At 49.0% G+C, this 14,308-nt stretch carries 7 protein-coding genes; 5 read left to right on the top strand and 2 right to left on the bottom strand.

Translation table 11 applies throughout. The features are described 5' to 3' along the window. Positions 1-12: 12 nt before the first annotated feature. Positions 13-7,551 carry a cell surface protein SprA gene (gene sprA / locus ONT18_RS09785; RefSeq protein WP_264905253.1) on the top strand — a complete coding sequence of 2,513 codons (7,539 nt, stop codon included), beginning with the start codon at positions 13-15 and terminating at the stop codon, positions 7,549-7,551. Positions 7,552-7,675: 124 nt separating this feature from the next. On the opposite strand, the gene nadB is transcribed toward sprA, so the two are convergent. Then, positions 7,676-9,265, bottom strand: coding sequence for an L-aspartate oxidase (gene nadB / locus ONT18_RS09780; protein WP_118065827.1), 1,590 nt, complete (start codon positions 9,263-9,265; stop codon positions 7,676-7,678). Between the two features lie 233 nt (positions 9,266-9,498). On the opposite strand from nadB, the gene ONT18_RS09775 reads away from it, so the two are divergent. The 4 genes from ONT18_RS09775 to mutY are packed head-to-tail and all read left to right on the top strand — an operon-like array spanning position 9,499 to position 13,576. Next, positions 9,499-9,903 carry a hypothetical protein gene (locus ONT18_RS09775; protein ID WP_117693494.1) on the top strand — a complete coding sequence of 135 codons (405 nt, stop codon included), beginning with the start codon at positions 9,499-9,501 and terminating at the stop codon, positions 9,901-9,903. 30 nt (positions 9,904-9,933) lie between these two features. Next, a complete protein-coding gene (gene dacB / locus ONT18_RS09770; protein ID WP_264905250.1) occupies positions 9,934-11,214 on the top strand; it encodes a D-alanyl-D-alanine carboxypeptidase/D-alanyl-D-alanine endopeptidase in 1,281 nt (426 codons plus the stop codon). A 32-nt stretch (positions 11,215-11,246) separates the two neighbouring features. Further along, complete coding sequence (locus ONT18_RS09765; RefSeq protein WP_200756140.1) at positions 11,247-12,500, top strand: mechanosensitive ion channel family protein; 1,254 nt, start codon at positions 11,247-11,249, stop codon at positions 12,498-12,500. Positions 12,501-12,535: 35 nt separating this feature from the next. Continuing rightward, positions 12,536-13,576 carry an A/G-specific adenine glycosylase gene (gene mutY / locus ONT18_RS09760; RefSeq protein ID WP_264905248.1) on the top strand — a complete coding sequence of 347 codons (1,041 nt, stop codon included), beginning with the start codon at positions 12,536-12,538 and terminating at the stop codon, positions 13,574-13,576. 81 nt (positions 13,577-13,657) lie between these two features. Here the strand turns inward: mutY and rbr are convergent, their stop codons facing one another. Next, the gene (gene rbr, locus ONT18_RS09755) at positions 13,658-14,200 is read right to left on the bottom strand and encodes a rubrerythrin (protein ID WP_117728384.1); all 543 of its coding nucleotides are present in this window, start codon (positions 14,198-14,200) and stop codon (positions 13,658-13,660) included. Positions 14,201-14,308: the final 108 nt, after the last annotated feature.

Below are 14,308 nucleotides of genomic sequence, written 5' to 3'. Positions count from 1 at the left end.
AGTTTTTTGTCGATGAAACAGAAGCAAAGATTCATATCTTTTCTATTGGCTTGGCTGATGGTGGCAACCTTCGGCTATGCGATAGCTTTGCCTCAACTTCAGGACGATAAAAAGAAAACCCATACCAGCACAGCCCAGCCCGTGCAGCTCGATGAAGATACCATTCCCGATTCGCTGCTGCATACCCGCTGGCAGATTCAGCGCACCCAACCTTACTCCCTGAGCGACCTCTATCAGAGTCCGCTCGACCTGAAACGTCCTGATAATCTGCAATATCAGGTAGTCTACAACGATACCATCGACCGCTATATCATCGGCAACCGCATGGGGTCAACCTGGCTTTCGGCTCCTATCATGCTCACTCCGAAAGAGTATCTTGCATGGACCGAACAGCAGCAGCGCAACAGCTACTTCCGCAAGCAGAACGATGAAATCTTCCAGGCAAAAGGCAAGGAGAAGTTCGATTTCTCAGATATGCACTTCGACTTGGGACCTGCCGAGAAAATCTTCGGTCCTGGTGGCATCAGAGTGAAGACTCAGGGTTCTGCCGAACTCAAGTTCGGTATCAACAAGAAAAACATCGACAATCCTTCGTTGCCTATCCGCAACCGAAAGACGACGATGATGGATTTTGATGAGAAAATCAACCTCAACGTCAACGGAAAGGTGGGCGATAAGGTGAACATGAACCTGAATTACAACACCGATGCCACCTTCGATTTCGATGCACAGAACATGAAACTGAAGTACGACGGCAAGGAAGATGAAATCATCAAACTCGTTGAAGCGGGCAATGTCTCCTTCCCTTCCAACTCTTCGCTCATCAAAGGCGCCAGCAGTCTGTTTGGTGTTAGAACCGATATGCAGTTTGGCAAACTCAAGCTGCAGATGGTAGCTTCGCAGAAGAAAAGTGCATCGAAGAGCGTATCTACCAGGGGCGGTGTGCAGCTCACTCCTTTCGAACTGAATGTAGCCGATTATGAGGAGAACCGCCACTTCTTCCTCTCCCAGTATTTCAGAAATCATTATGATGCCTGGATGCAGAAACTTCCTAATCTCACCACGGGCATCACCATCAACCGTGTGGAGGTGTGGGTTACCAACAAAACCGGCAATACCACCAATACCCGAAACATCGTAGCCCTGACCGACCTGGGCGAGAACCAGAAACTGAGCAACCCGATGTGGGCGGCGAGCGGACAGGTGCCTTCTAACCAGGCGAATACTGAGTATGCGGCGATGACAGGACAGTATGCTGCTGCCCGTGACATCGACCAGGCTGCAACCACTCTCGATGGAGGCGGACTGGTTGGCGGAGCCGATTATGAGAAGCTGGAGAGTGCCCGTTTGCTCAATTCTTCAGAGTATACGGTCAATACTGCATTGGGTTATATCTCATTGAAAACCAGTCTGCAGACCGACCAGGTACTTGCCGTAGCTTATGAGTATACATCGGGAGGCGTTACCTATCAGGTGGGTGAGTTTGCATCCGATCTCAGTGATACCAAGCAGGCACTCTTCGTGAAATCGCTCAAGAATACCAGTAACAATCCGCGACAGGGCAACTGGGGGTTGATGATGAAGAACGTTTATTATCTGGCTTCTACCGTAGAGAAGGAGAAGTTCCGCCTGGATGTAAAATACCAGAGCGATACCACCGGTGTATATCTCAGTTATATCCCTGAGCAGCAGGTGAAGGAGCAGCCAATCATCCGTGTGCTTGGCGCCGACCGTCTGGATAACAACAACAAGGCACACAGCAATGGATATTTCGATTATGTAGAAGGCTATACCATCTCTAATGGACGCGTGTTCATTCCGAAGGCAGAGCCTTTCGGCAGTTATATGCGTGATTATCTGGTCAAGCGGGGCGTGGCTGCCGACAAGGCTGAAAAGTATGCCTTTACCGAACTTTATGACAGTACGAAGACCATAGCCAAGCAGATAGCCGAAAAGAACAAGTATCAGATTGTGGGACAGTTCAAGGGCTCTGCAGCCAATGTCATCTCGCTCGATGCCTACAATGTGCCACAGGGCTCGGTGGTCGTTACGGCAGGCGGTATCACCCTGAAAGAGGGCACCGACTATTCGGTAGATTACAGTGCCGGCGAGGTGACCATCCTGAACCAGAGCATCATCGATGCCGGTACGGCTGTCAACGTTTCTCTGGAGAGTAATACCGATTTCGGACAAACCCGAAAAACGATGTTCGGACTGAACTGGGAGTATGATTTTACCAAGAACTTCCAGTTGAGCGGTACTATCCAGCACCTCTCCGAACAGGCGCTTACCACCAAGGTATCCTTGGGCTCCGAACCGCTGAAGAACACCCTTTGGGGCATCAATCTCAACTGGCGCAAGGAGAGTCAGTGGCTCACCAATGTGCTTGACAAGATACCATTCCTGCACCTCACCCAGCCATCGCAGATATCCTTTACAGGAGAATTTGCCCAGCTTATTGCCGGTGAGGCAGGCGGCACACAGGACAATGCATCTTATATCGATGACTTCGAGGGTACGAAGACTACCATCGATGTAACTACTCCTACCTCCTGGTTTATATCCAGTGTGCCTTCGCTCAATTTCAAGGACGATTACAGCGATAAGACCGGTCTGAGCAGCGGCTTCCACCGTTCGCGCCTAGCCTGGTATACCATCGATCCGCTGTTCACCCGCCGTGGAAGTTCGCTCACTCCGGGACATATCAAGGGCGACCTTAAGCAGTTGAGTAACCATTATGTCCGCGAGGTCTATACCAAGGAGCTCTTCCCATTGCGCGACCAGAGCAGTTATCAGGGCGCTACCAATACCCTGAATGTACTCAATCTGGCCTACTATCCAAGTGAGCCGGGACCATACAACTTCAATGTAACAGATTTGCAGGCAGACGGAACCCTGCAGAATCCGCAGCGCAACTGGGGCGGAATGATGCGTAAGCTGGATACCAACGATTTCGAGCAGGCAAACATCGAATACATCGAGTTTTGGATGCTCGATCCGTTCATCTATTCCCGCGAAGAGGCTGATGCTGCCGATTACGGTGGCGATTTCTACATCAACCTGGGCGAGGTGAGCGAGGATATCCTGCGTGATGGCAAGAAATTCTATGAGAGTGGCATGCCGGTAGATGGCAGCAAGAGCTACACCTATACCCAGTGGGGTAAGATTCCTACCCAGAGCACTGTGACCTATGCCTTTGCTACCACCAGTGGCAGCAGAGCCTTGCAGGATGTGGGTTTCAACGGACTGACTGATGCCGAGGAGCAGGAATTCTACAAGAGTGCTTATCTCGACCAGATTCAGGGCAAGGTGAACCAGGCGGTGTTCGACAGTATCTTTGCCGATCCGGCACGTGATGACTACCACTATTTCCGCGGTTCCGACTGGGATGAGATGCGTGCTCCAATCCTGCAGAGATATAAGTATATCAACAATCCTCAGGGCAACTCGCCTGACAGCGACAGCCGTTCTGAGAGCTATGATACTTCTTATAAGTCAACGCCGGATGTCGAGGATATCAACCAGGATTATACGCTCAACGAATATGAGAAATACTTCCAGTATCGTGTCAGCATCCGTCCGGAAGATCTCGTGGTGGGTAACAATCATATTGTAGATAAGCGTGAATACAGCCAGACCTGGCGTGATAATACCAAGTCTACCGTTACCTGGTATCAGTTCCGCATACCTATCGATGAGTTTGAGAGCCGTCAGGGCAACATCAACGATTTCTCCAGCATCCGCTTCATGCGTATGTTCCTCACCGGTTTCAAGAAACCTATCGTGCTGCGTTTCGGTACCTTCGACCTCGTGATGGGCAAGTGGCGTACCTATGATCAGCCGCTCGGCGCAGCCAGTGGCGGAACCCTCGACGCAAGCAGCGTGAGTCTGGAAGAGAACGGCGAGAAGACACCGGTCAACTATGTCTTGCCTCCGGGTATCAAGCGCGAACAGGATCCTAGTCAGCCTCAGTTGGTTGAGGCTAACGAGCAGGCGTTGAGTCTGGTGGTCAAGAATATGAGCACAGGCGAGGCGAAGGCGGTTTACAAGAATTCTACCCTTGATCTGCGCCAGTACAAGCGCATCCAGATGTTTGCCCATGCCAATGCTCTGGAGCAGAATACCACCCGTCTGCAGGATGGTGATCTCTCAGTCTTCATCCGTCTGGGTAGCGATTATAAGAACAATTACTACGAGTATGAAATCCCTCTGAAGCTCACCGAGCCACGCTCCAACTACAACCGCTATGTGCTAGCCGACTGTAAGGCGGTATGGCCTGAGGAGAATATGCTCGATGTGCCGCTGAGCGTCTTTACGGCATTGAAGAAAAACCGCAACAAGGCGAAGGCACAGGGTGTGGCTTCTTATCTCGCTCCTTATTCCATGATGGATGCAGAACATCCGCAGAACAAGATTACCATCGTGGGTAATCCGAGTCTCGGCGAGGTGAAGACCATGATGCTGGGTGTGAGAAACAATTCTGCCGACATCAAGAGCGGTGAGGTATGGATAAACGAACTCCGACTCAAGGAACATAATAATTCGGGCGGTTGGGCTGCCAATGCCAACCTGAACGTACAACTCTCCGATTTGGGTAGCGTGAATGCCACCGGCAGATACATCAGCGAGGGATTCGGCGGTCTGGAAGATGGCGTGGCAAGTCGCACTACCGATAATTACGGTACTTACAGTGTGACCACATCGCTCGAAATGGGTAAGTTCTTCCCTGACAAGGCGAAGGTGAGCATACCTTTATATTATAGTATTACCAAGGAGAAGACTACTCCTAAGTATAATCCGCTGGATACCGATATGGAGTTGAAGGATGCCCTCGATGCCGCCGGATCCAAGCATGAGCGCGATTCTATCGAGAACATCGCTGCCACCAAGATTACGCAGACCAACTTCTCCATCTCGAATGCCCGGGTGGGTATCGCTACCAAGCGCCATCCGATGCCATACGATCCAGCCAACTTCTCATTCACCTACAGTCATCAGCATCAGTATACTACGGGTGAAACGACGATGTATGAGCGCAAGGACAACTGGCGCGGAGCCCTGGATTATTCGTGGAGCCCGGTTTATAAGGCATGGGAACCATTCAAGAGACTGAAGAACAAGAGCAAGTGGCTCGACATACTGAAACGTTTCGGACTGAACTGGCTGCCGCAGAACATAGCCTTCAATACCGAGATGACGCGCGACTACTACGAGTTGCAGGAGCGCGATATGGAAACCCTGATGAGTGGAGCTGCCGGAGTAGACTCCAAGTTGCCGCTCACTTTCAGTGAACAGTTCCTCTGGAACCGTGAGTTCTCCATCAACTGGGATCTGACCAAGAACCTGCACATGAACTTCCAGAGTGCTACCCATGCACAGATAGAGGAACCATATACACCGGTCAATAAGGATCTTTATGCCGACCAGTATCATGCCTGGAAGGATTCCGTATGGACCAGCATCCGCCACTGGGGTGCACCGCTCGACTACAGTCAGAATTTCCAGGCATCCTACAAGGTGCCTCTCAATCTGCTGCCTGTCTTCGACTGGGTGAACAGCGATGCCTCTTACAATGCCAACTATTCTTGGGAGCGCGGTACAGAGGATGAGGAGGGTAACTCGTATGGAAACACCATCAATACCCAGCGCGAGCTGACATTGAACGGTAACTTCAATCTGGTGAAACTCTACAACCATGTGCCTTTCCTGAAGAAGGTAAACGATAAGTTTGACCGTACCCAGAGTAGGGCACAGATGCAGCGCAAGAAGCTGGAAAAAAAGAAAAAGAAGCAGGAAGCAAAGGAACAGGCGGCTGATCCGAAGAAGGCGCTGCCTAAGAACAAGCGTGCCTTCGAACGGGAAATCACCCTCCTGCCTGATACTACATTCAAGATACGCCACGGTAAGAATACCAAGCGACTGATTGTGAATGCCAAGACGGAAGACGGCAAGGTATTCCCGCTTAAATATAAAAAGGTGGATAATAACCAGATCAGAATCATCTCAAAGGTAGATACTGCCATGAAGGTGAAACTCTCCGTACTGGCTAAGGAACCGCTTGATGATAAGAAATGGTATAAGGGATTGCAGTTGGCTAGTCGCTTGGCAATGATGGTGCGCAATGTGAGCATCAACTATCGCAGCAGCTATCAGCTCACCCTGCCGGGCTTCTTGCCTAGTGTGGGTGATGCCTTCGGACAGAAGAAGGTGGGACAGATGGCACCGGGTCTTGACTTCGCCTTCGGTATGGTTGGCGACGATTATATCGAGAAGGCTAGAAACAACGACTGGCTGCTCTGCAACGACAGTATCGCAACACCTGCTACTACCAGCAGAACGGATAATCTTACGTTGCGTGCCACCTTGGAGCCTGTCAAGGATTTCAAGATTGATCTCTCAGCCACACGTACCAAGACCACGCAGAAGAGCATACAGTATATGTATGAAGGAACGCCAACTACCCAGAGTGGAGCCTTCCAGATGACTACCATCTCGCTGGGGTCGGCTTTCGAGGGAATGGGCAATGCCAATTCGGGTTATCGCAGCAAGACCTTCGAGAAGTTTGTCAACTCGCTGGCTGGTTTCAGAGATAGGGTAGAGGCGCAGTATGCCGGAACTGTTTATCCGGCTGGTTCGGCTCTGGCTGGCGGCAAGTTTGATGCTTCCCGCACGCCGGTCAACCAGTATAGCAGCGATGTCATGATTCCTGCCTTCCTCAAGGCTTATACCTCGATGGGTGGCAATTCACTCTCGGTATTCCCAGCTTTGAGCCGGATGTTGCCAAACTGGACTATCCGTTATAGTGGACTGGGACGTCTGCCTTGGTTCAACGAGCACTTCAAGAGTATCAACATCAACCACTCTTACAAGAGCGTCTTTGCGGTAGGCAGCTACAACAGTTACAGCACCTTCCAGGAGTATATGAACGGTCTCGGCTTCGTGAGTGATGCCACTACGGGCAATCCGTCGCCAAGCAGCATGTTCAACATTTCGCAGGTAAGTATCAATGAGTCGTTCTCGCCATTATTGGGTATGGATGTCACATTCAACAATAATATGACGGTGAAGGCAGAATATCGCCAGACCCGTGTGTTGAACCTCAGTATGACGAGTGTGCAGCTGAACGAGGCATTGAGTAAGGACTGGGTAATCGGTATGGGTTACCGCATCAACAACTTCGATGTTTTCGGTTGGGGCGCCAAGGCCTCCCGTTCCAAGTCGAAGGGCGGCAACAAGAATGCAGCCAATAAGAATGCGTCGACCACCAAGACGGTTCAGAATGGTACCAACCATGATCTGAATCTACGTCTTGACTTCAGTTTCCGCAAGCAGGCAGCCATCGTTCGTGATATTGCCTCAATGGTAAGCAGTGCCAGCAGCGGCAACAATGCTCTGAAACTGAGCTTCTCTGCCGATTATACCTTCAGCAAACTCCTTACCATGAGTTTCTATTATGACCGTCAGACCAACACCCCGCTCCTGTCGAGCAGCAGTTATCCTACCACAACGCAGGATTTCGGCCTGAGTATCAAGTTCTCGCTGACGAGATAAAAAGAAAATTCACCAGAACCAATAGGTAGAAAGAAAAATTCTCTAATTCTCAAATTCTTGAAAATAAAAAAAGCTCGGATGCATCACAAGCATCCGAGCTTTTTAATATTCTGATAATTCTTGATTACTCCTTGTCGTAAGCGTGAACAGGGTAGTCGATGGTATAGTGGAGACCACGGCTCTCCTTGCGTTCTATCGCCATGCGGGTGATGAGATAACCCACGTTAATCATGTTGCGGAGCTCGCAGAGTTCCTTGCTTACTTTTACACGCTTGAAGAGATTTTCTGTCTCTTCGTAGAGAAGGTCGAGACGGTCCCATGCTCGCTTCAGACGGAGGTCGCTGCGCACGATGCCTACATAGTTGCTCATGCATTCGCCCACCTCTTTCACGCTCTGTGTAATCAGCACCTTCTCTTCGTTGGTCAAAGTACCTTCATCGTTCCATGCTGGTACCTTCTCATTGAAGTCGTACTCATCTACATGTTCAATACTGTGCTTGGCAGCAGTCTCGGCATAAACCACAGCCTCGATGAGCGAGTTGCTGGCAAGACGGTTACCGCCATGCAGACCGGTGCATGAACACTCGCCCAGGGCATAGAGACGGTTGATGCTTGAACAGCCGTTCAAATCTACCTTGATACCACCACACATATAGTGAGCGGCAGGACGAACAGGGATATACTCCTTGGTGATGTCGATGCCGATGCTCAGACACTTGGCGTAGATATTAGGGAAGTGACGCTTGGTCTCCTCTGGATTCTTATGGGTTACATCGAGACAGACATGATCCAATCCGTGAATCTTCATCTCCTTATCGATGGCACGAGCCACGATGTCACGAGGTGCCAGACTCAGACGCTTATCATATTTCTCCATGAAACTTTCGCCGTTAGGCAGACGCAAGATGCCACCGTATCCACGCATAGCCTCGGTGATGAGGAAGGCAGGATGAGTCTCGCCCGGATGATAAAGAGCGGTTGGGTGGAACTGGACAAACTCCATGTCGGCCACGGTACCCTTGGCACGGTATACCATCGCCTCACCATCGCCAGTGGCAATCACAGGGTTGGTGGTAGTCTGATAAACGGCACCACATCCACCGGTACACATCACGGTAACCTTGCTCAGATAGGTATCCACCTTCTGGGTGTCAGGATTCAATACGTATGCACCGTAACAGTTGATATAAGGTGTGCGGCGAGTAACACGGGCACCCAAGTGGTGCTGTGTGATAATCTCTACTGCGAAATGATTTTCCTTGATATCGATATCCGGACAGTTGCGCACAGCCTCCATCAGACCGCGCTGGATTTCTGCACCCGTATCATCGGCATGATGAAGGATGCGGAACTCGCTGTGACCGCCCTCACGGTGTAGGTCGAACTTGCCGTCCTGCTGCTTATCGAAGTTGACGCCCCACTGCACGAGCTCCTTGATCTGCTCCGGTGCCATGGTGACAACCTGCTTCACTGCTTTATAATCGCTGATATAATCACCAGCAATCATCGTGTCTTGAATGTGCTTGTCGAAGTTATCCACTTCCAAGTTGGTAACTGACGCAACACCACCCTGTGCAAATGACGTGTTAGCCTCGTCGAGCGAGGTCTTGCAAATCATACACACCTTACCTTTATGCGCTCTGGCTACTTTCAGGGCGTAACTCATACCGGCAACTCCTGAGCCGATAATCAGAAAATCATACTTATAAACCATTGAGTTTATTCTTATCTAATTTCAATTTTAAGAACGGGTGTTTTTATCTATAAAACAGCCCCATTCTCTCAGAATTAATTCTTAATTCGTTGCAAAAGTAATAATTAATCTTTAAAATGAGTAATAAGAGAGGGATTTTTTGTAATTTTGCAGCGAAATTTAAGGTTATATAGTCTTTTAGACTATCAAAAGGTCGTAAAAACGACAATAATATAAGGTAATAAATCAAAGTTATGGCAGATAGAACTTTTCATAAGCGCTTTACGCTGACGGCACGTATCGGTGTGGCGGTGTTTGCAATCCTGGCACTCTACTTCTTCTGGGTCAAACTGGCTATCATCGGCATCTTTGTGGCTATCATCATCGTGGGCATGATAGAGCGCATACTGAATACAACCTATACCTTCAAGATGGTAAAACCGATAGACCTCGATGAGGAGATGGAATATCTCATCATCAATGAGGGCAGGTTCTCTTCCAACAGAAATGTGCCGCTATGTGATGTCATTGATGTACACATCGCCAAGACTTTCTTCGGATTAGACCATTGTGTGGTCATCGAATACGGGCATAAGAATATTGTGACCGTTCAGCCGGATAATGAAGAGGCATTTATGGAGAGAATCAAAAATAAATAATTTCTTTTAAGTTCAGGTGAACTGATTGTGATGAAAAAGATAATATATATGATGTTGGGTCTGATGATGGTATGGATATCCGTACCGGTGCAGGCCCAGAATGTGATTGAAGATGAGGGAATAGAAACGGTTGATGAGGAGGATGTTTCCGACTCTACACTCGTTGACTCCCTGGCAGCGGATACGCTGACTCAGAAATTGCCTTGGCCAGAATCGGTGAAGGTGGGTATTGATAAACTCCTTGAAAGCAAGATGTTCGAAACATCACAGGTAGGACTGATGGTCTGGGACCTGTCTGCTGACTCTTGTATCTATCAGAGAAATGAACGACAGCTGATGCGTCCGGCAAGTACGATGAAGCTCCTGACTGCCATTACGGCGCTCGATAAGTTGGGTGGTTCTTACCAGTTTAAAACCACTCTGAAATATACCGGTACCATTGAGAATGGAGTATTGACGGGGGATGTCTATTGTATAGGCGGTATGGATCCCCGTTTCAACAGCGATGATATGTCGGCATTTGTCAATAGTCTGAAGGATATGGGTGTTGACACCATCCGTGGCAGCATCTATGCCGACCGCTCTTTGAAGGATGTCGACCTGTTGGGTGAAGGCTGGTGCTGGGATGATGACAATCCGGTGCTTTCGCCACTGGTGTTCCAGCGCAAGGACATCTTTATGGATAAGTTTCTTGCCAAGCTCCGTGAGGAAGGCATCGAATATTCCTGCTTTGGGGCTTCAGAGAAGACTTGCCCTGCGAGTGCCTTTACGGTCTGTACCCGATTCCATACGATGGATCAGATTCTGCATAAGATGATGAAGGAGAGTGATAATCTCTATGCCGAGAGCATGTATTATCAGATTGCGGCTTCTACGGGCAATAAATGGGCGAGTGCCAAGAGTGCCCGGAATGTGGAAAGACAGCTTATCCGTAAGATAGGACTCGATCCGGCAAGATATAAACTGGCTGACGGCTCGGGACTTTCGCTCTATAATTATCTCAGTGCCGAACTGGAGGTGAAGTTGTTGCGTTATGCTTATCTCAACGGTAATATCATGGACCATCTGAAGCATTCGCTGCCTATCGGTGGGGTTGACGGTACGTTGAAGAAGCGTATGAAGAACAGTTTTGTGCATGGCAATGTGAAAGCAAAGACGGGTACGCTGACGGGCATCATCTCATTGGCTGGTTACTGTACCGCAGCCAATGGTCATGAACTCTGTTTCGCCATCATCAACAATGGTATCATGCATGGCAATAATGCCAGACACTTTGCAGACAAAGTATGTACTTTGCTCTGCCAACCGTGAGCGTTAGTTGATAGTTTATAGTTAATAGTTTTATGGAGGAAATTCGTAAGTTTGTAGATGAAATGATAACATGGGCAGGAGTCACCGGTGATTTTGTGCCCATGCTGCGCCATATTTTGCTCACCATTACTGCCATCCTCTTGGCGATGCTGAGCGATTTCCTGTGTCGCAAGATACTGGTTCCGCTCATCAGTAAGATTACTGATAAGACGGACATCACTTGGGATGATGTGCTGCTGAACAAGAAGGTGCTCACCTCGGCTTGCCATATTGTGCCGGCTGTGGTGATATGGTCGCTCATGCCGCTGATTTATCTGGAGTATCCGATATTCAAGGAGATATTGGAGCGGGCTACGGGCATTTATATCGTGGTGATGTCGGTGCGTACGGTTCTGGTCTTCATCGGGTCTTTCAAAGGACTGGAGGATTCTCAGGAACGACGCTCGTCGGCTCAGCAGTATTTCCATACTTTCTGCGGTGTTCTCAGGGTATTGATGCTCTTCGTGGCTGCTGTGGTGGTGATTGCCATCCTGCTAGGCAAAAACCCGATGACCCTCTTTGCCGGTTTGGGTGCTACCTCGGCTGTCCTGATGCTGGTCTTCAAGGATACCATCACGGGATTGGCGGCTGGTGTGCGTCTTACCAGCAATGATATGTTGCATAAGGGCGACTGGATTACGGTGAAGTCGGTGGATGCCAATGGTATCGTTGAGGATATGTCACTCACGACCGTGAAGGTGCGCAACTTTGATAACACCATCGTTACTATTTCGCCTACTACCCTGGTTAACGGTTCGTTCCAGAACTGGATTGGTATGCAGAAGAGTGGTGGACGAAGAGTGAAGCGCGTGGTTTACTTCGATTTCCGTAGTGTCCGTCTGGTGGATGAGACATTAAAACGTAATCTGCTTGCCAAGCATTTCGCCACCGAAGATTCGTTTAAGTTGAAGGAGTCGTTGCAGAAGGCGATAGATAAAGATATACAAGAAGGGAAGGATATTGAGGATTTAAAGAATCCTGCAGCCCTTGCCCCTACCAATCTCCAGCTTTACCGTAAATTCATGGAGAAGTATCTGCGCCAGCGTCCGGAGGTCAATACCGATCTCACATTGATGGTGCGCCACATGGAAGCCACGCAATGCGGTCTCCCTATCGAGTTCTATTTCTTCATTAAGGATAAGGTATGGGTGAATTATGAGCACATTCTCGCCGATATCATGGAGCATGCCTATGCCTTGGCGAATGAGTTCGGTCTGAAGATTTACGAGCAATATCCGGAACAGTAATTACTTTGAACATTGAGATTTGAACATTGAATTTTATGAATAGTTTTTCGGCTGTCATTATCCGTTGGTTTCGTGAGTATGGTAGGGATTTGCCTTGGCGCGAAACCAAGGATCCTTATGCCATCTGGCTGAGCGAAATCATCCTTCAGCAAACCCGCATCGCACAGGGATGGGAATATTGGGAGCGGTTCATGAAGACCTATCCCAAGGTTGAAGACTTGGCTGCTGCCAGCGAGGATGATGTCTTGAAACTCTGGCAGGGATTGGGGTATTACTCGCGAGCCCGCAACCTTCATGCTGCTGCCAAACAGATAGTGGAGCTCGGTCATTTCCCTGATACGCTTGAAGGTATCAAAGCCCTGAAAGGGGTGGGCGATTATACTGCAGCAGCCATCGGTTCTTTTGCCTTTGATATTCCGGCGGCAGTAGTAGATGGCAATGTGTACCGGGTTCTTTCACGTTACTTCGGAATAGATACTCCTATCAACTCAACGCAGGGGAAAAAAAAGTTTGCTGCGTTGGCTCAATCACTCTTGCCTGCTTCGTCTGCTCAGCAACTTTCTGCTACAGCATTATCGCCTGTTGCTGCCTATAACCAGGGCATGATGGATTTCGGGGCTATCCAGTGCACTCCCCAATCTCCGAAGTGTCTTGTCTGTCCGCTTGCCGAAACCTGTGAGGCGTTGAGAACAGGAAGGGTAGAGGAGTTGCCGGTGAAGAACAAGACACTGAAGGTGAAAACGCGCCATCTCTCCTATATATATATAAGGTGTAAAGGCGAAGTGGCTATCCACCGTCGCGGCGAGGGTGATATCTGGCAAGGATTGTGGGAACCATATAACGCATCAGATGCTCCGCAACTGCCTGCCTTTGTCCATAATCCTCTTCTCCTGGCTAAGGATGTGAAGCATGTACTTACCCATCGCATCCTCCTTGCCGACTTCTATCTGCAGGAAACAGAAACCCGCCCCCTGCTCCCTGATGATTATATCTGGGTGAAAGAGGACGAGATAGAACAGTATGGTGTTCCAAGGTTGATAGAAATCATGTTGGAAATGGTTCAAGCTAAATCATAAAAAAGAGGGTGTGTCATAAGGCCATGACACACCCTCTCTTATTTATATATGTTCTGTTAGATATTTCGTCTCAAGCAAGAATTAGTAATTCTGTGCTTCAATCTGGAAGTAGCTCTGTGGGTGGTTGCAGACTGGGCAAACCTCAGGAGCCTTCTTGCCTACTACGATATGTCCGCAGTTAGAGCACTGCCAGATGCAGTCGCCGTCACGAGAGAAGACGAGCTTATCCTGTACGTTCTTCAAAAGCTTGCGATAACGTTCCTCATGATGCTTCTCGATTTCAGCAACCATCTCAAACTTAGCTGCAATCTCCTCGAAACCTTCTTCGCGAGCCTCCTTTGCCATGCGTGGATACATATCGGTCCACTCATCATGCTCACCATTGGCAGCAGCTTCCAGGTTCTTCTCTGTATCCTGGATAGCACCGCCCTCCAGATACTTGAACCACAACTTAGCGTGCTCCTTCTCGTTAGCAGCTGTCTCCTCAAAGATATTAGCTATCTGTACAAAACCGTCCTTCTTTGCCTTGCTTGCAAAATAGGTATATTTGTTACGAGCCTGTGACTCACCAGCGAAAGCCTCCTGGAGGTTCTTCTCTGTCTTTGTTCCTTTTAATTCCTTCATAATGTATTCTGTATTAAGTTATTAATATGTTCTTTATTAAATTCTTATGCAAAGAAAATGCAAACGAGCGCAATGAAAGCTTGCTTTCAAATTGCCGAGTGCAGCTTT

This window comes from Segatella copri (assembly GCF_026015295.1).
Taxonomy (GTDB): domain Bacteria; phylum Bacteroidota; class Bacteroidia; order Bacteroidales; family Bacteroidaceae; genus Prevotella; species Prevotella copri_C.
The sequence above is the reverse complement of the archived record's forward strand: the minus strand, read 5'-3'. Positions and strand labels throughout refer to the sequence as shown.